This is a genomic window from Streptomyces sp. NPDC048825 (assembly GCF_043198355.1).
Lineage (GTDB): Bacteria > Actinomycetota > Actinomycetes > Streptomycetales > Streptomycetaceae > Streptomyces > Streptomyces xiangluensis.
The window spans coordinates 124,893-147,635 of sequence record NZ_JBICUR010000011.1; the positions used below are offsets into that span (position 1 = coordinate 124,893).

The 22,743-nt window shown below is 69.4% G+C and carries 22 protein-coding genes and 1 tRNA gene; 11 read left to right on the forward strand and 12 right to left on the reverse strand.

What is annotated here, in order from left to right:
* The first annotated feature begins 9 nt into the window (after positions 1-9).
* Positions 10-654 carry a LytR C-terminal domain-containing protein gene (locus ACGFNK_RS25845; protein WP_393419607.1) on the forward strand — a complete coding sequence of 215 codons (645 nt, stop codon included), beginning with the start codon at positions 10-12 and terminating at the stop codon, positions 652-654.
* Between the two features lie 45 nt (positions 655-699).
* Here the strand turns inward: ACGFNK_RS25845 and upp are convergent, their stop codons facing one another.
* Positions 700-1,335 (reverse strand): uracil phosphoribosyltransferase, encoded by a 636-nt coding sequence (gene upp, locus ACGFNK_RS25850; RefSeq protein WP_386340372.1) that lies wholly within the window; start codon positions 1,333-1,335, stop codon positions 700-702.
* A 774-nt stretch (positions 1,336-2,109) separates the two neighbouring features.
* On the opposite strand from upp, the gene ACGFNK_RS25855 reads away from it, so the two are divergent.
* From ACGFNK_RS25855 to ACGFNK_RS25880, 6 genes are all read left to right on the forward strand, one after another.
* Complete coding sequence (locus tag ACGFNK_RS25855; RefSeq protein ID WP_386340547.1) at positions 2,110-2,658, forward strand: hypothetical protein; 549 nt, start codon at positions 2,110-2,112, stop codon at positions 2,656-2,658.
* 47 nt (positions 2,659-2,705) lie between these two features.
* Complete coding sequence (gene tadA, locus ACGFNK_RS25860; RefSeq protein ID WP_386340366.1) at positions 2,706-3,137, forward strand: tRNA adenosine(34) deaminase TadA; 432 nt, start codon at positions 2,706-2,708, stop codon at positions 3,135-3,137.
* A gap of 70 nt (positions 3,138-3,207) precedes the next feature.
* Positions 3,208-3,292 (forward strand) — tRNA-Ser (locus ACGFNK_RS25865).
* A 164-nt stretch (positions 3,293-3,456) separates the two neighbouring features.
* On the forward strand, positions 3,457-3,636 hold the full coding sequence (locus ACGFNK_RS25870; protein ID WP_393419609.1) for a hypothetical protein: 180 nt from the start codon (positions 3,457-3,459) through the stop codon (positions 3,634-3,636).
* 187 nt (positions 3,637-3,823) lie between these two features.
* Positions 3,824-4,675 carry an RNA polymerase sigma factor SigF gene (locus ACGFNK_RS25875; RefSeq protein WP_386340363.1) on the forward strand — a complete coding sequence of 284 codons (852 nt, stop codon included), beginning with the start codon at positions 3,824-3,826 and terminating at the stop codon, positions 4,673-4,675.
* A 244-nt stretch (positions 4,676-4,919) separates the two neighbouring features.
* Positions 4,920-5,825, forward strand: a complete 906-nt coding sequence (locus ACGFNK_RS25880; protein ID WP_386340360.1) for an RNA polymerase sigma factor SigF — start codon at positions 4,920-4,922, stop codon at positions 5,823-5,825.
* 129 nt (positions 5,826-5,954) lie between these two features.
* On the opposite strand, the gene ACGFNK_RS25885 is transcribed toward ACGFNK_RS25880, so the two are convergent.
* Positions 5,955-6,878: a S1 family serine peptidase gene (locus ACGFNK_RS25885; RefSeq protein WP_393419612.1), complete on the reverse strand. Its 924-nt coding sequence runs from the start codon at positions 6,876-6,878 to the stop codon at positions 5,955-5,957.
* A gap of 700 nt (positions 6,879-7,578) precedes the next feature.
* Here ACGFNK_RS25885 and ACGFNK_RS25890 point away from each other — a divergent pair.
* The gene (locus tag ACGFNK_RS25890; RefSeq protein WP_393419614.1) at positions 7,579-7,869 is read left to right on the forward strand and encodes a hypothetical protein; all 291 of its coding nucleotides are present in this window, start codon (positions 7,579-7,581) and stop codon (positions 7,867-7,869) included.
* A 35-nt stretch (positions 7,870-7,904) separates the two neighbouring features.
* On the opposite strand, the gene ACGFNK_RS25895 is transcribed toward ACGFNK_RS25890, so the two are convergent.
* Positions 7,905-8,099, reverse strand: a complete 195-nt coding sequence (locus ACGFNK_RS25895) for a hypothetical protein (protein ID WP_386340352.1) — start codon at positions 8,097-8,099, stop codon at positions 7,905-7,907.
* A gap of 339 nt (positions 8,100-8,438) precedes the next feature.
* Here ACGFNK_RS25895 and ACGFNK_RS25900 point away from each other — a divergent pair, with 339 nt between their 5' ends.
* Complete coding sequence (locus tag ACGFNK_RS25900; protein ID WP_393419616.1) at positions 8,439-8,906, forward strand: MarR family winged helix-turn-helix transcriptional regulator; 468 nt, start codon at positions 8,439-8,441, stop codon at positions 8,904-8,906.
* Positions 8,907-8,929: 23 nt separating this feature from the next.
* Positions 8,930-11,395, forward strand: a complete 2,466-nt coding sequence (locus ACGFNK_RS25905) for an MFS transporter (protein WP_393419620.1) — start codon at positions 8,930-8,932, stop codon at positions 11,393-11,395.
* 31 nt (positions 11,396-11,426) lie between these two features.
* On the opposite strand, the gene ACGFNK_RS25910 is transcribed toward ACGFNK_RS25905, so the two are convergent.
* Positions 11,427-11,816, reverse strand: coding sequence for a hypothetical protein (locus ACGFNK_RS25910; protein ID WP_386340344.1), 390 nt, complete (start codon positions 11,814-11,816; stop codon positions 11,427-11,429).
* A 69-nt stretch (positions 11,817-11,885) separates the two neighbouring features.
* Between ACGFNK_RS25910 and ACGFNK_RS25915 the strand changes: the two genes are divergently transcribed.
* Complete coding sequence (locus ACGFNK_RS25915; protein WP_386340341.1) at positions 11,886-12,356, forward strand: PPOX class F420-dependent oxidoreductase; 471 nt, start codon at positions 11,886-11,888, stop codon at positions 12,354-12,356.
* Positions 12,357-12,778: 422 nt separating this feature from the next.
* On the opposite strand, the gene ACGFNK_RS25920 is transcribed toward ACGFNK_RS25915, so the two are convergent.
* The 8 genes from ACGFNK_RS25920 to ACGFNK_RS25955 form a co-directional block, all read right to left on the reverse strand.
* Entirely contained in the window at positions 12,779-13,552 is a 774-nt protein-coding gene (locus ACGFNK_RS25920) for a TetR/AcrR family transcriptional regulator (protein ID WP_393419622.1), read from the reverse strand.
* Positions 13,553-13,685: 133 nt separating this feature from the next.
* The gene (locus ACGFNK_RS25925) at positions 13,686-15,191 is read right to left on the reverse strand and encodes an MFS transporter (RefSeq protein WP_393419624.1); all 1,506 of its coding nucleotides are present in this window, start codon (positions 15,189-15,191) and stop codon (positions 13,686-13,688) included.
* 152 nt (positions 15,192-15,343) lie between these two features.
* Positions 15,344-17,476: an ArnT family glycosyltransferase gene (locus ACGFNK_RS25930; RefSeq protein WP_393419626.1), complete on the reverse strand. Its 2,133-nt coding sequence runs from the start codon at positions 17,474-17,476 to the stop codon at positions 15,344-15,346.
* Positions 17,473-18,870, reverse strand: coding sequence for a glycosyltransferase (locus tag ACGFNK_RS25935; RefSeq protein WP_393419629.1), 1,398 nt, complete (start codon positions 18,868-18,870; stop codon positions 17,473-17,475). Before ACGFNK_RS25935 ends, ACGFNK_RS25930 begins: the two co-directional genes overlap by 4 nt.
* Positions 18,871-18,896: 26 nt before the next feature.
* Positions 18,897-20,498, reverse strand: a complete 1,602-nt coding sequence (locus ACGFNK_RS25940; protein ID WP_393419631.1) for an ATP-binding protein — start codon at positions 20,496-20,498, stop codon at positions 18,897-18,899.
* Positions 20,495-21,235: a response regulator transcription factor gene (locus tag ACGFNK_RS25945; RefSeq protein ID WP_393419633.1), complete on the reverse strand. Its 741-nt coding sequence runs from the start codon at positions 21,233-21,235 to the stop codon at positions 20,495-20,497. The genes ACGFNK_RS25940 and ACGFNK_RS25945 overlap by 4 nt, the downstream gene beginning before the upstream one ends.
* A 190-nt stretch (positions 21,236-21,425) precedes the next feature.
* Positions 21,426-22,394, reverse strand: coding sequence for an amidohydrolase family protein (locus ACGFNK_RS25950; RefSeq protein WP_393419635.1), 969 nt, complete (start codon positions 22,392-22,394; stop codon positions 21,426-21,428).
* On the reverse strand, positions 22,381-22,731 hold the full coding sequence (locus ACGFNK_RS25955; RefSeq protein ID WP_386340319.1) for an antibiotic biosynthesis monooxygenase family protein: 351 nt from the start codon (positions 22,729-22,731) through the stop codon (positions 22,381-22,383). The genes ACGFNK_RS25950 and ACGFNK_RS25955 overlap by 14 nt, the downstream gene beginning before the upstream one ends.
* Between the last annotated feature and the right edge of the window lie 12 nt (positions 22,732-22,743).

The window sequence follows — 22,743 nt, forward strand, 5'->3', positions numbered from 1 at the left end:
GCTGCGCCCATGAGCATGCTGACTCCCCCTGGCATGGGCGGCCAGTACAAGATCACGGGGGACAAGTACCCGCGGATGCGCCGCAACCGGGGGCGCCGCAGGCTCGCGTTCGCGGTCATCGCCGCCGTCGCCGCACTCGGTCTGCTCGGCTGGGGAACGCTGCAGCTCATCGACGTGTTCACGGGCGGCGACAAGGCCGACGCCGTGGGCGCGGCAGCGGACTGCACGCCCTCGCCGTCACCGTCCCCCTCGCAGCAGCCGGTCAAGGCCCTCCCCAAGCCCGGCCAGATCACCGTGAACGTCCTCAACGCCACGCCCCGCAGCGGCCTCGCCAAGAGCACCGCGGACGAACTCAAGAAGCGCGGCTTCAAGATCGGCGAGGTCGGCAACGCGACGAAGGAGTACGACAAGAAGGTCAAGGGCTCCGGGATACTGCTCGGCTCCGCGGCGGCCACCGACAGCGCGCTCCGCGTACTCCGCACCCAGTTGGCCGACGCCCAGTTGAAGACCGACACCCGTACGAAGCCCGCCGAGGTCGACCTCGTCATCGGCACCGGCTTCAAGGCACTGGCGACGAAGGCGGACGCCGACAAGGCCATGACCACGCTGGCCAAGCCGACGCCGACGCCGTCACCGACGAAGCAGGGCTGTTAGCCGACCAGCCGGTCAAACAGGCCATCAGACCCCGGCCCGGCTGGGTTACTCGGCAACCCCGTACATCCGGTCCCCCGCGTCTCCGAGGCCCGGCACGATGTAGCCGTGCTCGTTGAGCCGTTCGTCGACGGACGCCGTCACGACGGTCACCGGCGTGCCGGCCAGCTCGCGTTCCATGACCTCGACGCCCTCCGGGGCCGCCAGGAGCACCACGGCGGTCACGTCGTCGGCGCCGCGCTTGATCAGTTCCTGGATGGCCGCGACGAGGGTGCCGCCGGTGGCGAGCATGGGGTCGAGTACGTACACCTGGCGGCCGGAGAGGTCTTCCGGCATGCGGTTCGCGTACGTGGACGCCTGGAGCGTCTCCTCGTTACGGATCATGCCCAGGAAACCCACCTCGGCGGTCGGCAGCAGGCGCACCATGCCGTCCAGCATGCCGAGGCCGGCCCGCAGGATCGGTACGACCAGGGGGCGCGGGTGGGACAGCTTGACCCCGGTGGTACCGGCCACCGGGGTCACGATGTCGACCTGCTCGGTACGCACGTCACGGGTGGCCTCGTAGGCGAGCAGGGTGACCAGTTCGTCGGCCAGCCGCCGGAAGGTCGGGGAGTCGGTGCGCTGGTCGCGCAGCGTGGTGAGCTTATGGGCGACCAGAGGGTGGTCGACGACGTGAAGACGCATGCGGCCAGAGTATCCGGGCCCCACTCCCACGCCCCCGCAAACCCTAACCGGCATCAAACCGCCCGTCTGAGGGAAGGTGGCAGGGACGGACTGGGGTGGTGACCTATGCGGAACGGGGAACAGAACCAGGAAAACTCCGGTCGGGGAGCTGTGGGCGAGCCCGCGAACCGATCCTCGACACGGGAGCCCACCGACCGGCGTACGCCGCGGAGGGCCTCCGGCCAGGGCACAAGTGTGGGCACCGTTGGCGCCACCGGAGGCGCCGGAAGCGCTGGCGGAGGCACCGGCGGCGTGGCCGAAAGTGACGCCGAGCGGCGTAGGCGGCGGGCTCAGTTTTTGTGGGACCTTGCCGAGGCGCGGGAGTTGCGGGATCGGGTGCAGCCACGGCGGGCCAAGACCGCGCGGTTGCGGCACGCCATGCGGATGCGCACGTTCCGTTGGTAGGCGGTGGGCCACGCCGGACACGTACAGGCCTGTACACAGCGCAACGGAGCGCCACTGGTGAGGCGTACGGGTCGGCACCGGACAGCCGTTGCGTCACGGAGCTCTCCTCGGCGTACGATCCCGCTGACGGCGGGCGCCGGGCGCCCAGGTGAGGGGCCACGCGTACGGCCGTGAAGACGCGACCGGGACACAGCGAGCCGAAGACCTCTCCTGAACGCTCTGTTTCTGCCACGATTCCGAGTGGGCGGGGCTCGGCGCAGCACTCCCCGTCCACAACCTCCGCCGGGGGGATCCCCAACCGGCACGCCTATGACCAGTGGGAGAGTCACGGTGTACTTCGCCGCACTGCTCGCGCGCACCGAAGACGGGTGGGAAGCGAGCGACACAGAGCTCGACGATGTGGAGACCCTGTCGGACCTGGCCGACCTGGCCCGTGAAGCCTCGCCCGAAGACGACACGGTCCTCGTACTCATCGAGCAGGAGGACGCGTGGTTCGGCGTCGTCCGCGTGGACGGCGAGGAGGACCCTCGTATCTACGTCTCGGACGCCGCCGCCGCAGCCCGCAGCTCGTACGGCGAGATCCTGCTCACGGACGAACTGCTCGGAAGGGAGCCGGGCGACGACGACGTACCGGACCTGGACTCCCTCGACCTCGACGGCACGGAAGACGGTGAACCCGAGAACGATTCCGACGACGAAGACGACGCCGGCGGCACCGCTTCGGGCGAGGCCGTGCCGTCCGGACCCATCGGAGACCGCGAGGTCCTCGCCGACCTCGGCGTGAACGAGAAGGAACTGCTCGCCCTGGACAGCAATGACGCACTGAACGAGATCGCCGAAGTCCTGGGCGCGGCGGAGGTCCTGGAGACCGTCCGCTGACCGCTCAGGAGGCGCACGACCCCGTACGCGACCGCTGGCGGGCCGCGATGCGGCTCGCCCTGGACGAGGCACGCCTGGCCGTCCGGGGCGGGGACGTCCCCGTCGGCGCCGTCGTCCTGTCCGCGGACGGGACGACGGTGCTCGCCACCGGGCACAACGAACGCGAAGCCACCGGCGATCCCACGGCGCACGCCGAGGTCCTCGCCATCCGCCGCGCCGCCGCCGAGCTGGGACAGTGGCGGCTGACGGACTGCACGCTCGTCGTGACCCTCGAACCCTGCACGATGTGCGCGGGCGCGATCGTGCAGTCCCGTGTGGACCGCCTCGTCTACGGCGCCCGCGACGCGAAGGCCGGCGCGACCGGCTCCCTCTGGGACGTCGTACGCGACCGGCGCCTCAACCACCGCCCCGAAGTGATCGGCGGCGTACTCGACGAGGAGTGCGCCCGCCTGCTCACCGACTTCTTCCGCGACCGCTGACCCGTCCCGGCCCGAACCGGCCTCGAAACGGATTTCAGCGCACACCCCAACGTGGGCTAGGATCTCTCCCGGTAGCGTGTCCGAGCGGCCGAAGGAGCTCGCCTCGAAAGCGAGTGTGGCGCAAGTCACCGAGGGTTCAAATCCCTCCGCTACCGCTTCGGAAGGGCCCCGTCTGGAGACGGGGCCTTTCGTGCGTGTCCCGACCGTGGAGATTGACCGAGTGTCGTGCACACGAACGATGTTGGGGCAAGTGGCCGAGATACACTCACCGCCGGCAGCAGGGGTACCAGACGGCGGAGCAGGCACAGGGGAGGCCGCGATGGCGGTGAATTCGAAGAAGATCGCCATCTATGCGCTCGTGGTCTTCGTGCTGTACGTGATCATCACCGACCCGGACAGGGCCGGCGAATACATGACCATGGGGTTCGAGGGCATATCGAACGCCGCTCAGGCCGTCGGCGACTTCATGACATGGCTCGCCAATGGGGCAAACGACTGAGAACGGCCCCACGTCGCCTCGTACAGCCCCAGCCCCAGCCCCGTATCGGAATGATGCGGGGCTGAAATGCTCCTTACGGCCCCATCCGGGAATCAACACCACTCTTAGCGGTGCTTGCACACAGTGGACATGTCTTGTGATGCTATGACCGCTTTTGACGGATGAGTTGCACGGTTTGCAAGAGTTGATGGACAAAGAGGTGGCGTTGACCGTGTCGGCCAGTACTGCGCCGCCCCAGGAAGATGCCCCGGCGCCTGCTCCTGCCCCCGAGAAGCGTCGCAGTGCCGACACCCGGGCGCTCACACAGGTGCTTTTCGGGGAGCTGAAGCAGCTGCGGCCGGGCACGCCCGAGCACCATCGCGTACGCAGCGCGCTCATCGAGGCCAATCTGCCGCTCGTGCGCTACGCCGCCGCCCGCTTCCGCAGCCGCAACGAACCCATGGAGGACGTCGTCCAGGTCGGCACGATCGGGCTGATCAACGCGATCGACCGCTTCGACCCGGACCGCGGCGTGCAGTTCCCGACCTTCGCGATGCCGACCGTCGTCGGCGAGATCAAGCGGTACTTCCGCGACAACGTCCGCACCGTGCACGTACCACGCCGGCTGCACGAGCTGTGGGTACAGGTGAACAGCGCGACCGAGGACCTCACGACGGCGTTCGGGCGCTCGCCCACCACCGCCGAGATCGCCGAGCGGCTGCGGATCGCCGAGGAGGAGGTGCTGGCCTGCCTCGAGGCCGGACGCTCGTACCACGCGACCTCCCTGGAGGCGGCCCAGGAGGGCGACGGGATGCCGGGCCTGCTCGACCGGCTCGGCTACGAGGACCCGGCGCTGGACGGAGTCGAGCACCGCGACCTCGTACGCCACCTCCTGGTCCAACTCCCGGAACGGGAACAGCGCATCCTGCTGCTGCGCTACTACAGCAATCTCACCCAGTCGCAGATCAGTGCCGAACTGGGTGTCTCCCAGATGCATGTGTCAAGGCTGCTCGCCCGGAGTTTCGCCCGGCTGCGATCCGCAAACAGGATCGAGTCATAGCTCGCAGGAGCGAATCACTCTCAAGGTGATTTCCCGACAGCTCTGCGGCGAAAAATGGCCAGACCCTCTTTATCCAGGGCCGATTGCCCCTCTCAGAGTCGACAAGTCACTACAGCGTGTTGCCGACATGTGACATTCTTCCGGAAGCGCGTTTGCCGCAGCTCTGCCTCCGGTATTCAGGTGGAGGCTGCGTTCCTTCGACGGGAGCGTCCGCCGCGACCGTCCGCGACCCAAAGGGGGTGGCATGTCCGCAGATCAGGGCAGCTCGAAGGTGCTTGAGCTCGCGCAGAGCGAGTCCGCGCCCGACGTGCTTCACAGTGTCGATGTACCGGTTGTCGATGTAGCGGTCCTCCCGGCCCCTCCGGCCCCGGCCCCCCCGACCTCGGAAGCCATCGACACACGCACCCTGTCCCGCTCCCTGTTCCTGCGGCTCGCCGCACTCGACGAGAACAGCCCGGAGCGCGCCTACGTCCGAGACACCCTCATCGAGCTCAACCTCCCGCTCGTGCGCTACGCGGCAGCCCGCTTCCGCAGCCGTAACGAGCCCATGGAGGACATCGTCCAGGTCGGCACGATCGGCCTGATCAAGGCGATCGACCGCTTCGACTGCGAACGGGGCGTGGAGTTCCCGACGTTCGCGATGCCGACGGTCGTGGGCGAGATCAAGCGCTTCTTCCGCGACACCTCGTGGTCGGTCCGCGTTCCGCGCCGGCTCCAGGAGCTGCGGCTCGCGCTGACGAAGGCGAGCGACGAGCTCTCCCAGAAGCTGGACCGCTCCCCGACGGTTCCCGAACTCGCCACCGTACTGGGCGTGTCCGAGGAGGACGTCGTCGACGGTCTGGCGGTCGGCAACGCGTACACCGCGTCCTCGCTCGACTCCCCGGCCCCCGAGGACGACGGCGGCGAGGGCTCCCTGGCGGACCGCCTCGGCTACGAGGACACGGCCCTGGAGGGCGTCGAATACCGCGAGTCCCTCAAGCCGCTGCTCGCCAAACTCCCGCCCCGCGAGCGTCAGATCATCATGCTCCGCTTCTTCGCGAACATGACCCAGTCCCAGATCGGCGACGAGGTGGGCATCTCGCAGATGCACGTCTCCCGGCTGCTTACGCGGACGCTGGCGCAGCTGCGGGACGGCCTGATCTCGGACTAGGCGGACGCGTCCGTCCAAGGCTGTTGGGTCGAAGGCTGGTTGGGAGGTCCCGAGCCCCGTCCGCATGGGGGTTCGTACGGGGTTCGGGACCTGCGCACCTTCACAGGTGCGGCTGTCTCAACGTACGGCTCACCGGCCCAGCTTGCTCAGCGCCCGTTTGCCCGCCGCGGACTCCTCCAGCGTGTCCCACAGCTTCGCGGACCCGGTGTACGTGTAGACACCGGGAGCACCCTGCGCCGCACACCCGTCGCCGTATGACGTGATCCCGACCTGGAACACGCCCTTGCGGCCCTGCAGCTTGCGGAAGATCGGCCCGCCGCTGTCGCCCTGGCAGGAGTCCTTGCCCTCGACGCCGGCGCACATGTTGACCTTCGTGTCGTACTGCGGGTACGACGCCTTGCACTCGATGTGCGACACGATCGGCACGTCCACTGCGCGCAGCCGGTCCGGATGAGTCGGCACCTCGGTGTTGGTGTTGCCCCAGCCGATGACGGTGGCCTTGGCACCCGGACGGATGAGCGCGTCCGTGCCGGCGGTCGGCAGGTTGACCGGGGCGATGCCCTCGACAGGCTCCTTCAGCATCAGAAGGGCCAGGTCGTACGCCCCCTCGCCCTTGGCGTAGCGGGGGTGGACGACTATCTCGGCGACATCGCGCAGCTGGCCCTGGTTCTTCTTCGACAGCACAGTTCGGCCGACGACAGTCTCGATCTCCTTGGGCTTCGTGCCCTCGACGCAGTGCGCGGCCGTCATCACGACGCCGGCCTCCAGCAGGCTGCCGCCGCAGAACTGCCGGTCGTGGGCGTTGCCGGCGCCCTTCGCCAGCAGCGCCGCCATGAACGGGTGCTTGCCGTCGGGCTGTTCGGTGCCGCCGATGATGCGGGTGCCCGGACGGCCGCGGTCAGCGGAATCCGCGGCATGGGCCGTTCCTACGGACGCGGCCGCGAGCCCGAGTGCCGCACTGGCCGCGATGACGCCGGTGGCGATCCGCCGGGCCGCTGTTCTGTGAGTGGGGGAAATGCGAGCGGGGGAAATGCGAGTGGAGGAAAGACGCATGTGGGGGTGTCTCCAGACGTTCTGTACCAAGTACTGACCACCCCGGCCGGACGCACCCTCGCGTCCCAACTTGCCCGAACCGCAAGGGAGTCACCCGACGGAAGTGGCATGGCGTTCTGTGAGACGAGATACGTGGGGCGAAGGTTCACTCGTGGGAACACTCAATGCCCATCCGTCTCTTTCTATCTGACGTACCGTCAGTCACACTGGCGCGATGCGTCAGGTGACTTGGATACGTGGCCGCCGGGGCGCCGTGGCCGGTGCCTCGGCGGCGGTCGCGTTGTGTCTGGGCGGAGTGCTCGCCGCGTGCGGGGGCGACGGGAGCGGTGACGAGGGGTACGTCGCGGTGGGGGCGGCCGGTGGTTCGCCTCCGGCGTCCGGGGCGGGGGCGGCTCCTACGGGAGAGGTGTCGCTGGTACCGCTGGAGGGAGCATCGGGCTCCAATGGCGATGGCGGGCGCGGGAGGCCAGAGGGGGCGCCCGATCCCGATGGTGCTGGTTCTGGCGCAGCCCGGAAGCCGGGGACGGAACCGGCGGCTGGTCCTTCCCCTTCCGCGGGTCAGGGAACGGCAGGGGGCGACGGCGGTTCCGGTCGCACGGAGGGGCGCGGAGAGGGACGTACCGAAGAAAGTCCGGCGCCTTCGTCGTCTGCGGGTGAGGGCGACAGCGGTACGGCGCCCAATACACCCGCGGCACTGAAAGTGAGCGACCCCGCACGCGAACCCACCGACAAACGCTGGTGCGAAAAGGTCGCCCTCGACTTCCACAACACCGGGGGCAGCGCGGTGCGTTCGGGCACGGTGACCTTCGAGACGCACATCATCGACTCGCTCGGCATCGACTGGGCGACGATCAAGTCTGCCGAGAAGCTTCCCGCACCGGTCGGCGCGGGGGCGCGTAAGGAGAAGACCTGGACGGTGTGCGTCGACGCGTGGCGTGTGCCGTTGGGCATGCACATCGAGACGCGTGACGTGTCCGTGCGGTGGGAGTAGGGCTCCGGCGAACGGGAGTTTTCGGCGTACCCGGGTTACATGAACGCGAGCCAGGCCACGCCGGCCACGATCGCGATGGCGGCGATCACGCCTACGATCACGCCGATGCGGGGGCCTGCCGGGGCTGCCTGCTGGCGGCGGCCCTGCGGAGCCTCGTCGACGAAGGCGCGGAACATCTGGGTGCTGCCCGCGGGGTCGTTGTTGCCCTGGGGGCCCTGGGTGTTTGCCATGGCCCTGGACCCTAGCGAATGCCTCCGGCTTGCCCAAGTGCTGGGGTGCCGTGTGCTGGTGCTGGCCACCCTGACTTGGTGTCGCCGTCACGGGGGCTCCACCCCCGGCCCCCCTCTGTCGGCCTGAACGGCCTCGTCCTCAAGCTCCCCCAGCTACAGCTGGGAGGTACCTCCAGACGGGCTGGTTGTGGCTGGACCGTGCTCCAAAGCGACCGGCCGCCCCCCGCCGTGGCGCCTCGCCCCCCCTTTGCCAAGGTTTTAGGCCCCCGCCACCCACATTCATTTGCCTGTAGCAACCAAGCAGTTCTATGGTTGCCTAGAGCAACGAAGGAGGGTGTGATGGCCGCCGCTCGCAACCAGTACGAGGAGCTCGCCCGCCAGCTCAGCGCCATCGGAGCTGTGAAGCGTGGGCTCGGGCGGATGTTGCCGCACGAATGCCCCGCAGGGGCCGCTGCCGTGCTCACGCTCCTTGAGCGCCACGGGGAGATGCGGATGAGCCGGCTCGCGGAGCTGTTGGCCATCGATATGTCGGTGACCAGTCGGCATGTTGCCCATGTCGCGGAGCGCGGGTGGATCGTCCGGTCCCCCGATCCCGGCGACAAGCGGTCGCGCATCTTGCGGCTCACTCCCGCGGGTCGGGACATGCTCGCCGAGATCGCCGAGCGGTACACGCGGGCGCTCGCCCACTACCTGGGGGACTGGTCCGACGACGAGGTCGAGCAGCTCAACTCCCTGCTCGGACGGCTGCGTACCAGTTTCGACGAGTGCCGGCCGGCGGCGTCCACCCCCGCACCAGAAGTGACATGACGGAACGTAAGAAAAGGAAGACCATGGCCACGACCGCACCGACCGCTGTGCGGGGCTCTCATGCCAAGCACTCCGGAGGCGGCTCCACCGACGGCGCTCCGGGCGCTCCGATGACGCACCGCCAGATCATGGAGGCGCTGACCGGGCTGCTGCTCGGCATGTTCGTCGCGATCCTGTCGTCGACGATCGTCTCCAACGCCCTGCCCAGGATCATCGGCGACCTCGGCGGCGGCCAGAGCGCCTACACCTGGGTGGTGACCGCCTCGCTGCTGACGATGACGGCGTCCACCCCGCTGTGGGGCAAGCTCGCCGACCTCTTCTCCAAGAAGCTGCTGATCCAGGTGGCCCTCGTCATCTTCGTGCTGGGCTCGGCGGCGGCCGGCCTTTCGCAGAACCCCGGCACGCTCATCGCGTTCCGCGCGGTGCAGGGCATCGGCATGGGCGGGCTGTCCGCACTGGCCCAGATCATCATGGCGGCGATGATCGCCCCGCGGGAGCGCGGCCGGTACAACGGCTACCTCGGTGCCACCTTCGCCACCGCGATGGTCGGCGGCCCGCTGGTCGGCGGCGTCATCACCGACACCAGCTGGCTGGGCTGGCGCTGGTGCTTCTATGTCGGTGTTCCGTTCGCCGTCGTCGCCCTGATCGTGCTCCAGCGCACCCTGCACCTCCCGGTCGTCAGGCGGAAGGTCAAGGTCGACTGGGCCGGTGCCTTCCTCATCTCCGCCGCGGTCTGCCTGCTGCTGGTCTGGGTGACCTTCGCCGGTGACAAGTACGAGTGGTTGTCCTGGCAGACGTACGCGATGGTCGGTGGCTCCGTCGTCCTCGGGCTGCTCTTCGTGCTCGTCGAGGCGAAGGCGAGCGAGCCGATCATCCCGCTGCGGCTGTTCCGCAACCGCACCATCACGCTGGCCTCTCTGGCCTCGCTCTTCGTCGGTGTCGCGATGTTCTCGGGCACGGTGTTCTTCAGCCAGTACTTCCAGCTGGCCCGCGACAAGTCGCCCACCATGTCCGGCGTCATGACCATCCCGATGATCGGCGGCCTGTTCGTCGCCTCGACGGTCTCCGGCCAGGTCATCACCCGGACCGGGCGCTGGAAGGGCTGGCTGATCGGCGGCGGGGTGCTGGTGACCGCGGGTCTCGGCCTGCTGGGCACGATGCGGTACGACACCGAGTACTGGCACATCGCGATCTTCATGGCGCTGCTGGGCCTCGGCGTCGGCATGATGATGCAGAACCTGGTGCTCTGCACGCAGAACCAGGTGGACCCCACCGACCTGGGCGCCGCCAGCTCCACGGTCACCTTCTTCCGGTCCCTCGGCGGTGCCATGGGCGTCTCGGCGCTGGGCGCGGTCCTGGCCCACCGGATCACCGACTACGTCAAGGACGGTCTCGCGGGCCTCGGTTCAAAGGCCGCGTCCTTCGGGCACGCCGGCACGGGCGACGGGAGCATCCCGGACCTCGGCGCGCTGCCCGCGCCGGTCCGTACGGTCGTGGAGAGCGCGTACGGGCACGGGGTCGCGGACGTCTTCCTGTACTCCGCGCCTCTGGCACTGCTCGCCCTCCTCATGGCCCTCTTCATCAAGGAGGTTCCGTTGAGGACACGGGGCGCCATGGCGCAGGCTGCCGAGGCTTCGACTGCGGCTCCGGCTGAGCAAGAGGTCCCTGTCGAGCAGACGGTCCCTGTTGCCGCGACAGACAACGCCGCGGAATCCGGTGACTCGGGTGGTGACATTCCTGTGCACGGGTGCGTACGCGGTGCCGAGGGCACGCCCGTCGCTCGGGCCGCCGTCACGCTGATCTCCCTCGGGGGACGGCAGTTGGGCCGCTCGGTCACGCACGCCGACGGTGGTTATGCGCTGAGCGCGCCGGGGGCGGGGTCGTACGTCCTGATCGCCTCTGCCGACGGGTTCCAGCCGCAGGCCTCGACGATCGTCGTGAACGGCGAGCCGGTTTCGTACGACATCCTCGTGAGCGGTACGAGTGGGCTCAGTGGTGTGGTGCGGGACGCCGGGACCGGTACGCCCGTCAAGGACGCCATGGTCGTCGTCACGGACGTACGCGGTGACGTGCTGGCCACCGGGAACACCGGCGAGCAGGGCGAGTTCGACTTCGCCGGGCTGGTCCCGGGCACCGTGACCGTGGCGGTGAACGCGGCGGGTCACCGGCCGGCCGCCCTGCCGGTCGAGGTCGGCGGCACCGGTGTCACCCGTGTCGAGGTCGGCCTCACGGCGGGCGCCCGGCTGCAGGGGACCGTACGGGCAGCGCACGGGCCTCTCGCCGATGCCCGGGTCACGCTCGTCGACGCGGCGGGCAACGTGGTCGCCACCGCTACGACCGGGGAGGACGGGGCGTACGCCTTCGCCGATCTGGACAGCGGGGAGTACACCGTCATCGCGACGGGTTACCCGCCGGTGGCCACGGCGCTGACCGTGAACGGGCACGGTGTCGACGACCATGACATCGAACTCGGCCATCCGGGCGAGTAGTTCGAAGCCACGGACTCGATGCACGGTCGGTTTACATCAGGCCGACCATGCGGGGCGGGGCGAACAGGTGGCGGGCCCGGTGTTCCTCGGCCACCATCTCCGTCCCGGCGCGCATGTCGGGCGCGCGGTCCGTTCTGGCGAGGGCCTGCCGGTGGCCCGCGCAGGTCGTGCAGGCGGGGTCCCACTCGGGCAGTTCCTGAGGGTGGGCGTCGGCGAGGTGGCGGCTGAGGCTGATCTGCGTGCCCACGACGCTGTCCGTGATGTCCCAGTCGACGTCGTACCCCTCGGTGGCGTGCAGTCCGGCGATGACCGCCTGGACGTGCTTCATCGCCTCGTAGAGCCGGACGCACTCGGCGCAGTCCCACATCCAGGCGGGCGGCAGCGGCCACTGCTCGTCGGGGCTGAGGTCGCCGGCTGCCATGCCCGCCAGCGTAGGCCCCGCGGCCCCACGCGTCAGGCGTTCGACGGCCGTTCACCCTAGGCTGCCCCCATGGCACCGAACATCGCTACGAACACCTCCGTCTCCCTCGACGATCTGCTGGATTTCGTACGTCCCCGCCATCGCGCCGTCCTGCTCACCCGGCGGGCCGACGGAAGCCCGCAGGGCTCTCCGCTGACCTGCGGTGTCGACGACGCGGGCCGGATCGTCGTCTCGACCTACCCCGAGCGGGCCAAGGTCCGCAACGCCAAGCGGGACGAGCGGGTCAGCCTCATCGTGCTGAGCGACGACTGGAACGGGCCCTGGGTCCAGATCGACGGCACGGCCGAGGTCATCGACCCGCCGGACTCGGTCGAGCCGCTCGTCGAGTACTACCGGAACATCGCGGGCGAGCATCCGGACTGGGACGAGTACCGGGCCGCGATGCTCAAGCAGGGCAAGTCGATCATCCGGGTCACGCCTGTGCGGTGGGGGCCGGTCGCGACCGGCGGCTTCCCTGCGCGGCTGGCTCCGCAGGAGTAGGTTTTCGCCCCCGCCGCCCCTACCCGTCCCATCCCTGGGGCTGCCGCCCCCAGGCCCCCGCCAGGGGGTGGGGGTGACACGTCGTGTCGCGGCTGCCAGTCCGCCGTGGCTGGTCGCGCCCCGCGGCGGAGCCGCTAATGTCACAGCCCCGCGCCCCTGAAAAGCAAAAGCCTGCGGCTCCCGGCGCCCAGGGAAAGCCCGTACCCCCACCTACCCGCACCCTCCCACCGGCGGGAGGGGACGTGGGCCGGTGCGTCGTATGCCCGTCGCTTAGGTTCTGTCTCAGGAAACCCGCACCCTGTGGAAGCCGAAGGGCCGTATGCCCACCCTGCGACGGGCTGACGCACCGGCCCACGGCCCCGACCCACCACGCACCCCAGGGGCGCGAGGAACTGCGCGAGCAACCACAACGCACCCGCAGCTTACGAACCGCGCCCCCAGCGGAGCGTCATCGCCTCGATTCCCGCCACCAGAAGCTCCAGCGCGAACCTGAAATCACGTTCGCGCATCTCCTCCACCGTGTCGCCACCTCGCGCCTCCATGAGATCCGTGGCGCTCTCGAAGTTCTTGGCGAACTCCGGCTGTTCGCGGATCGTGCTCATGGCCCGGTGGAAGTACTCGTCCTGCGTCATGCCCGCGGAAGCGCACCGCTGAACGAAGTGCCCCTCGATCGTCCCGAAGCCGTACACGAACTGGTAGACGGCCGCGATCGCACCCATCTGACCGTGCGCCGGCAGCCCGGTATTGCGCATCACGTGCTGCACGCACAGCGAGAACGCCATCGAATGCGGGCCGATGTTGAGGAAGCTGCCGATCAGCGGCGACACCCAGGGGTGGCGCACCAGCAGCTCCCGGTACCCACTCGCAAGCGCGCGCAGCTGATCGCGCCAGTCCTCGCCCGACTCCGGGTCGGGCAGCTCGAGTTCGCCGAAGACCGAGTCGAGGGCGAGTTCGAGCAGGTCGTCCTTGGTGTCCACGTACCAGTACACCGACATCGCCGTGACGTTCAGCTCGGCGGCCAGCCGGCGCATGGAGAACTTGGCCGGCCCGTCGGCATCGAGCAGCCGCACCGTCACCCGGGTGATCCGGTCCCGGTCGAGCCCGGAGGGCTGACCGCCGCGCGCAGCCCTCTGCCTGCCCTCCAGCCAGACGCTGGTCCGCGCCGGACCCTTGGCCCGGTCGCCCGCCCTCACCATGGCGTACCTTCCTCGGAGCTCGATATCCAGCGCGTACTCGATACACAGCGCGTATCACTGTCGCCTGATGCTATGCGTGCCTCGTACGCGACATCGTTACGCAGCCACCGCGGAGTCCGCCCTCCTCCAGTACTTAATGTCTGGGTGGTACCCCCACCGCCCGCCGCAGCAACTCGGCCGCCAGCAGCCCTCCGAGGAGTACGGCAACCGCCCCCACCAGCTGGCTGGTCTCAAGGCCGGAGGAGAACGCGTCCATGATCCGCGCCCGCTCCCCGGCCGACTCCGCGGAGGCGAGCGCGGCCGGAAGTGATGCCGCGGCGACCGGGATCAGCGCGGCGAAGCGGGCGTTGAGGACCGCGCCGAGGACCGCGACGCCGAGGCCGTTGCCGAACTCGGCGAGCGTGCCGTTGATCCCGGCTCCCACACCCGCCTTCTCCGGCGGGATGGCGCTCATGATCGCGTTGGCCATGGCGGGCATGGCCAACGCGATGCCCGCGCCCATGATGACGAGGCCCGCCAGCATGCCGTTGTAGTCGTCGCCGCCGAGCAGCGCGATCACCGCGAGGCCTCCGGCGAGCAGGCTCATACCGGCCGCGATCGTCGCGGGTGTGCCGAGCTTGGCGTGCAGCTTCGCGCCGACGCCCGTGAGGTTCAGGGCCACGACGGTCACGGCGAGCGGCGCCAGCCGCAGGCCCGCCTCCAAGGGCTCGTAACCGAGGACGAACTGGAGGTGCTGGGTGAGGAGGAAGAGGGAGCCGCCGAGGCCGAAGGCGACCAGGATCGCGCCCGCCACGGCGCCGATGAAGCGCTGGTTGCGGAAGAAGTGCATGTCCAGCATCGGGTAGGGGATGTGCAGCTCCCAGAGCGCGAACGCGCCGAGGAGCAGCAAGCCGACGGCCGCGGCCACCAGGACCTGTGCCGACGTCCAGCCGTGCTCGGGCCCGGAGATGATCGCGTACACGACCGAGGCCATGCCGGTCGTCGAGAGCAGCGCGCCCAGAAGGTCGGGGCGGTCGCCCTGCGGGTTCTTGGACTCGGGCACCAGCTTGATGACCGCGGTGAGGCCGATCAGCGCGACGGGGATGTTGATCAGGAAGATCGATCCCCACCAGAAGTGGTCCAGCATGAATCCGCCGAGCAGCGGACCGGCCGCGAATCCGAGGGAGTTGATGGTCGACCAGAGGCCGATGGCCTTCACGCGCTCGGTGTCGTCGAAGATCTGTACGACGACCGCGAGCGTCGTGGTCATCAGCAGCGCGCCGCCGATGCCCATGCCCGCGCGGGCGGCGATGAGCTGCGTGGACGACTGGGCGAAGGCCGCCCAGAGCGAGCCCGTGCCGAAGAGGACGAGTCCCGCGGCCAGCATCTTCTTGCGGCCGTAACGGTCGGCGGCGCTGCCCGCCGTGAGCAGCAGTCCGGACTGAACGAGTGAGTACGCGTTGATCATCCACTGGATGTCCGCGGTGCTCGCGCCCAGCTCGTCCGTGAGGGAGGGGATCGCGACGTTCAGGACGGTGTTGTCGAGGAGCACGGTGAGCTGCGCCAGACAGATGACACCGAGGATCAGCCAGCGCTGGGGATGGCCCTGGGGCTGCTCCTGCTCCTGGGCCTGGGCTTCTTCCTGGGGGGACGTGGTCATGCTGTACACCGTAGAACAGTTCCTATACGGCGTACAACACGGTTTCCGGCCGTACGGCAAGGGCGTCGTGCTCACGGCGCCGTACGACAACGGCGGTGGCCCGAGGTGCGTCCGCACCCCGGGCCACCGCCCCCGTGAACCTCAGCCGGCCGTCAGCTGCTCGTCGGCTGCGTCAGGTCGTAGAACGTGGCCGAACCCACCGTCACCTCCTTGAAGTTCTCCTGCACCCACTCGCTGATCTGGGACGAGGTGCCGGAGCTGTCGTTGCCGCCTCCCATGCCGCCGCCTGCGATGAAGTAGTGGATCTTGCCGTCCTCCACGTACTGCTTGAACTCGGCCGGCGTCGGCGACGGGTCGCTGCCGTTGAAGCCGCCGATGGCCATCACCGGGTCGCCGGTGGCGAGCTGGTAGCTCGCGGCGTTCTGGGCGCCGATGGCCGCGGCGACCCAGGTGTAGTCACCGGAGTTCGCCTCCAGCAGTTCCTTGGCCTCGTCGCCGACGGTCGCGCCGTTGAGCAAACCACCCATGCCCCCACCGCCGCCCATGCCTCCGCCGTCGCCCTGGGCACCGGGCGTGCCACCCTGCTGGTTCTGGCCCTGTTGCCCCTGCTGGTTCTGGCCGCCGCCGGGCGTACCGCCGCCCGGGAAGCCGCCGGTCGGGGGTCGGCCCATCTGACCGTTGCCGTTCTGCTGGTTCTGGCCGGGCATCCCGCCGGGACGGCCGCCCATGCCGCCACCGCCGCCGGGGCCACCTCGACCGCCCGCGACCGCCGGACCGGCGGTGACGATCGAGCCGGAGTGGCCCTCGTTCAGCGTGGTGAGCGTGTACGCCGCCGGACCGGCCAGCGCGGTGACGAAGCTCAACCCGATGACCCCCATGGCCAGTCGACGACCGAGCTTGTTCACGAAGATCAGGCCGAGGGCGGCGGCCAGACCGCCGACCAGGACCAGCCACTTCAGCCACGGCAGGTAGTCGGAGGACCGGTTGAGGAGGACGTACCCCCACGCCGCCGTCGCCGTCATCGCGCCCGCCATTGTGAGCGCGGTCCATGTCCTGCCGCGTTCCTCCCAGAGAACAACCGCCCCCATGCCGATCAGCGGCGCGATGTAGGGGGCCAGGGCGACGGTGTAGTACTCGTGGAAGATGCCCTGCATGAAGCTGAAGATCACCATGGTGATGAGCAGCGATCCGCCCCAGGCGAGGAACGCGGCGCGGGCAGTGTCCGTACGCCCTGCCTTGCGGAGCAGGACCACGGCCGCGACGCACAGGATCAGGGCCGCCGGCATCAGCCAGGAGATCTGACCGCCGATGTTCGAGCTGAACATGCGGTCCCAGCCGGTCTCGCCCCAGCCGCCGCCCCGGCCGCCGCCGACGCTGCCGGTCTCCTCGCCGTTGATGCGGCCGAGTCCGTTGTAGCCGAAGGTCAGTTCAAGGAAGGAGTTGTTCTGCGAGCCGCCGATGTACGGGCGCGAGGAGCCCGGCCACAGTTCGACGATCGCGACCCACCAGCCGCCCGCGACGACCATCGAAAGGCCCGCGAGGAGGACCTGGCCGATGCGCCTGCGCAGGGTCGTCGGCGCGAAGAGCACGTAGATCAGCGCGAGGGGCGGGAGGATCAGGAAGGCCTGGAGTGTCTTCACCAGGAAGGCGAAGCCGACCGCGGCACCCGCCCACACCAGCCACTTCGTCTGTGCCTTCTCCATGGCACGCAGCACGCAGTAGACCGTGACGGCCATCAGGAGCGCGAGCAGCGCGTCCGGGTTGTTGAAGCGGAACATCAGCGCGGCGATGGGCGTGAGCGCGAAGACCGCCATCGTGATGAAGCCGGCCGCAGCGCCGAACCGGCGGCGCACGGCCCCGTAGAGCACACCCGCCGTGGCGACGGCCATGAGCACCTGGGGGAACAGGATCGCGAAGGAGTTGAGGCCCAGCAGCCGCACCGACAGCGCCATCGGCCACAGCGAAGCCGGGGGCTTGTCGACGGTGATGGCGTTGGCCGAGTCGAGCGAGCCGAAGAAGAACGCCTTCCACGACTGGCTGCCCGCCTGAACGGCCGCGGAGTAGAAGGAGTTGGCGTACCCGGAGGCCGTGAGGTTCCAGGTGTAGAGCGCGCCGATCAGCAGCAGCGCGCCGAGGAACGCGGGCCGCACCCAGCGGTGGTCCTCGGGCCGCCCGCGCCACAGGCGGCGTACGAAGGGCTGCTTGGGGCTGCCGTCCTCGGGGGCCACGGTGGGCTTCGCCGGAACGACCGTCTCCTGTACGGCAGTTGGCTGAGTCGTCGTCATCGTGCGTTCCTCAGATCGTGATCATTCGGGCGCACCGGCTGCAGCTGCACGGTCGCGTCCCCCCAGGTTCGGTTGGCGTACGGAGATTGAGGCGTCGTCGCGTGAACAGGCGTGCCAGGTGTGTGTGAGACGACGACGGTCGACGGCGTGTGGTCGTCCCGTTCCGGGAACACCCACGCCCGGAAGAGCAGGAACCGCAGCACCGTCGCCGCGAGGTTGGCGGCGATGAGCACCGCCAGTTCGGTGGAGTGCGCGGGATCGGTCGTCGCCGCGTTCAGCGCGGCGAGCGAGCCACTGGTCAGGGCGAGGCCGATGCCGAAGACGACCAGGCCCTGCGCCTGGTGCTGCATCGCCCGCTCACGGCCGCGGACGCCGAAGGTGAGGCGCCGGTTGGCCGCCGTGTTGGCGACCGCCGAGACGAGCAGGGCGAGCGCGTTGGCGAACTGCGACCCCGTGAACGTACGGAAGCCGCTGTAGAGCAGCAGATAGAACAGCGTGGACAGCGCGCCCACGACGCAGAACCCGACGAGCTGGCGGGCGAGTCCCGTGGGTACGCCGGTCAGTTCGCGGTCGCGCGGATCGTCACCGAACGGCCGGGCGAGCCGGTCGAGCGGCAGCGAGCCGGTCGCGAGGGCGCGCCCCACGCGCCACACGCCCAACAGGTCGTCGGTCGCGGTCTTCACGATGTGCACGGTCGAGTCCGGGTCGTCGACCCAGTCGACCGGCACCTCGTGGATGCGCAGTCCGGCCCGTTCGGCCAGCACCAGCATCTCGGTGTCGAAGAACCATCCGGTGTCCTCGACCAGCGGCAGCAGCACCTGCGCCACCTCACGCCGGATCGCCTTGAAACCGCACTGGGCGTCGGAGAAGCGGGCCTGCAGGGAACCCCGCAGGATCAGGTTGTACGTACGGGATATGAACTCCCGCTTGGCGCCACGCACCACCCGCGAGGAGCGGGCCAGACGCGAGCCGATCGCGAGGTCGGAGTGGCCCGAGATCAGCGGGGCCACCAGCGGGAGCAGTGCGTTGAGGTCGGTGGAGAGGTCGACGTCCATATAGGCGAGGACCGGGGCGTCGGAGGCGGACCACACGGTCCGCAGGGCCCGGCCGCGGCCCTTCTGATCCAGGCGGAAGGACCTGACCTCTGGGATCTCCGCCTCCAGCCGCGCCGCCACCAGCGGGGTGGCGTCCGTCGAGGCGTTGTCCGCGATGGTGATGCGGAACGCGTACGGGAAGGTGCGCGCCAGGTGCTCGTGCAGTCGGCGCACGCACGGCTGGAGGTCCTTCTCCTCGTTGTAGACGGGGATCACTACGTCCAGGACAGGCGTACCGGCGTTCCCGGCCGGGAGGTGCTCCCGCGCCGGCAGGGAGCCGGGAGAAGGTTCGGTTCGCATGACGACGACTGTCGTCAAGCGCCCTGTTACACCCGTGTGGTGGTGCTGTGCTGTGCCTGTGGATACGTTTGCGTATTTGTTTCCGAAATGAAGGCCTCATGAGAATGGCGCGCTTCGGGTGCCAGCGCGGGCAGATGCACGGTAAAGACGGTCCGCCCGGGCACGCTGTCGACCGTCACCGCACCGTCGTGCGCGGCCACGACGGCCTGCACGATGGCGAGCCCGAGACCGGTGGACCCGGAGGCACGCGAACGCGACGAGTCGCCCCGCGCGAACCGTTCGAAGACACGCGGCAGCAGATCCGGCGGAATGCCGGGCCCGTCGTCCTCGACGTCCAGGCACGCCCAGGAGCCCCGCCGGTGCACGCGTGCGGTCACGGTGGTGCCGGGCGGGGTGTGCGTACGGGCGTTCGCGAACAGGTTCACCATGACCTGCTGGATACGGGCGGCGTCGGCCTGCACGAGCGCGGGTTCGTCCGGCAGCTCGAGCCGCCAGTTGTGCTCTCGCCCGGCCGCGCGGGCATCGCTCACGGCGTCCACGACCAGCGGGGACAGATCGGTGTGCTCGTAGGAGAGGGGTCGCCCGGCGTCGAGCCGCGCGAGCAGCAGCAGGTCCTCGACGAGCCCGGTCATCCGCCCGGCCTCGGACTCGATCCGGCCGAGCGCGTGCCGGGTGTCGGGCCCGGTCTCTTCCCTTCCGCGTCGGGTGAGTTCGGCGTATCCACGGATGGACGCGAGGGGCGTACGCAGCTCATGGCTGGCGTCCGCCACGAACTGCCGTACCCGCGTCTCGCTCTCCTGGCGCGCGTGCAGCGCTCCGTGGACGTGGTCGAGCATGCGGTTGAGGGCGGCGCCGACCTGCCCGACCTCCGTGTGGGGATCGGTCTCGGACTCGGGGACGCGCTCGTTGAGGGTCACCTCGCCGCTGTGGAGGGGGAGTTCGGAGACTCGGGTGGCGGTGGCGGCGACTCGGCGGAGGGGGCGGAGGGCGACGCTCACGATGGTGGCGCCGGCGAGGGAGGCGGCGGCGAGACCTGCGGCGGTGACGCTGACTTCGACGATGATGAGGGTGTTGAGGGTCTCTGTGACGTCCTCGGTGGACAGGCCGACGTAGTAGTCACCGTCGATGCCCCTCTGGTACTGGACGCGGTACTCGCCGAGGCCCGGAAGGTCGACGGTGTGCGGCTCGCCGTCCCGCGGCACGTCCTCGAGGACGGCCTGCTGCGCCGAGGTGAGTGACTCGGGCTTGAATTCGGGTACCCCGCCGTCGCCCTCGGACTTCTTGCCGACCTTGGCCTCGGTTATGTTGCCGCCTGTGAGCTTCGCGGCGAGCGTGCCGCCGTTGCTCGGCTGCGGGCCTCGGACGACCAACTCCGACAGCGTCTGCATCTTCTTGTCGACAGGGGGCTCCTTGCCGACCAGCTCCTCGGGCCCGGCCGCCCGCATGGCCGCACCCTTCAGCGAGTCGTCGAGCTGCTCGTACAGATGAGACCGGAGTGCGATCGTGGTCACCGTACCGATCACCGCACACACCACAGCGATCAGCGCAACGGACGCGACGACGAGCCGCGTCCGCAGCGTCCGAGGCTGTCGGCGCCGCTGCTTCCGCAGCTGTCGTCGTCCGCTCATGACGCGGCGGGCTTGATCAGGTAACCGGCTCCGCGCCGCGTGTGGATCATCGGCTCGCGCCCGGCGTCTATCTTCCGGCGCAGGTAGGAGATGTAGAGCTCGACGACGTTGGCCTGGCCGCCGAAGTCGTACGACCACACCCGGTCGAGGATCTGCGCCTTGCTGAGCACCCGGCGCGGGTTGCGCATGAGGAAGCGCAGCAGCTCGAACTCGGTGGCGGTGAGGTGGATGTTGTCCCCGGCGCGCGACACCTCGTGGCTGTCCTCGTCCAGCGTGAGATCTCCGACGACGAGCGTGGAGTCGGAGCGCCGGTCGGCGGCACCGGAGCGACGGATCAGCCCGCGCAGCCGCGCGACGACTTCCTCCAGGCTGAACGGCTTGGTGACGTAGTCGTCGCCTCCCGCGGTCAGCCCGGCGATACGGTCCTCGACGGCGTCCTTCGCCGTCAGGAAGAGGACGGGGACGTCGGGCAGTTCGCGGCGCAGGCGGCCCAGTACGGCGAGCCCGTCCATGTCGGGCAGCATCATGTCGAGCACCACGGCGTCGGGCCGGAACTCCCGGGCAGTCTGTACCGCCCCGGTCCCGTCCCCCGCGCTGCGGATCTGCCAGCCTTCGTAACGGAGGGCCATGGACAACAGCTCGGTGATCGACTGCTCGTCGTCCACCACAAGCACGCGGACGGGGCTCCCGTCCGGCCTCAGCAGTTCGGTGCGCCCCTGGGGCGAGGTCGTGGTCATAACCGACACATTGCTGGGCGGCTCTGAGAACACCCTTGCGGGAACCTGTGAATTACCTGAGAAACACACAGGAGCCACTCAGGGAACTCCTGGGAAGCCCTTGTCCGGCTTGCCGGGCCCCGCCGCGCGGAGCCGTGCAGCGCGCCTCGGTGTTCGCCGGCCGTCGGGCCGGGCTGCGGACGAGCGACGCTCACAGCCCGAAGAGCCGCACCCCGTTCCCGTAACAGACCGCCCTCAGCCAGTCGTCCCCGAGCCCGAGCCGCTCCAGTGCCTGGAGCTGATGGACGTACGCGTACGGGATGTTCGGGAAGTCGGAGCCGAGCAGGATCCGGTCGCCGAGGGCATCCAGCCGGGGCAGCGCCCGGCGCGGGAAAGGCGCGAACCGTTCGCTGAAGTCGGTGAACGCCATCGTCGTGTCCAGCCGCACCTCGCCGTACCGCTCGGCGAGGCCGAGGAAGTCCTCGTACTGGGGCATGCCCATATGCGCGACGACGAGCCGCAGCCGGGGGTGCCGGGCGAGCACCCGCCGGATCGGCTCCGGCCCGGTGTGCTTGCCGGGCGCGGGCCCGGACCCGCAGTGGATCACGACGGGTATCCCGGCCTCGGCGAGCAACCCCCAGGCGGGATCGAGGAGTTCGTCCGCCGGGTCGTACGCCCCCACCTGCACATGCGCCTTGAAGACCCGGGCCCCGTCGTCCACCGCCCTGCGCACATACGACGCCACGCCCGGCTCTGGGAACAGGGTCGCCGTATGCAGACAGTCAGGGGTCCGGCGGGCGAAGTCGACGGCCCACTCGTTCAGCCACTCGGCCATGCCCGGCTTGTGCGGGTAGAGCATGGCGGTGAACGCGCGCACGCCGAACTGCCTGAGGACAGCGGTCCGTTCATCCTCCTCGCCCCGATAGGTGATCGGCCAGTCGAGGCCGGTCAGCGGACCGACGGCGTCGAAGTACTCCCAGACCTTCCGCAGAACACGCTCGGGCATGAAGTGGGTGTGCACGTCGACGAGCCCGGGCAGCCCGAGGCCCTCCCAGAACTGCCGGACTTCGGCGCCTTCTTGAGCCGACCGGACGTCAGCGCCGCCTGAAGCCGACGGGACATCGCCGCCTTCTTGCGAAGGTCCGGCCGCCGCCCCGTCCTCCCCCTCAGCCCTGCCCACGCCGGAACCCATAGCTCCGCTCAACCCTGGCGACATGGACGGTGTAGCCCTCGTACCAGCTCTCACGCCCTTGCTTCTGCGCCGCCCGGTGCTCCATGTCGCCCCGCCACTCCTCGATGGCCTCGGCATCCCGGAAGTACCCGACGGTGATCCCGAGCCCGCCCGGCGTCCGCGCCGAGTCCATCCCGAGAAACCCCGGGATCTCCTTCACCAGCTCCTCCATCCGCTCGGCCGTCTCGCCGTATCCGTTGTCCCCCTCGGTCCGCACGGAGGTGAACACGACGGCGTAGTACGGCGGTTCGTGCGCGGCGACAGGCGCACTGGACTGATCGCTCATGTCCCCCACTCT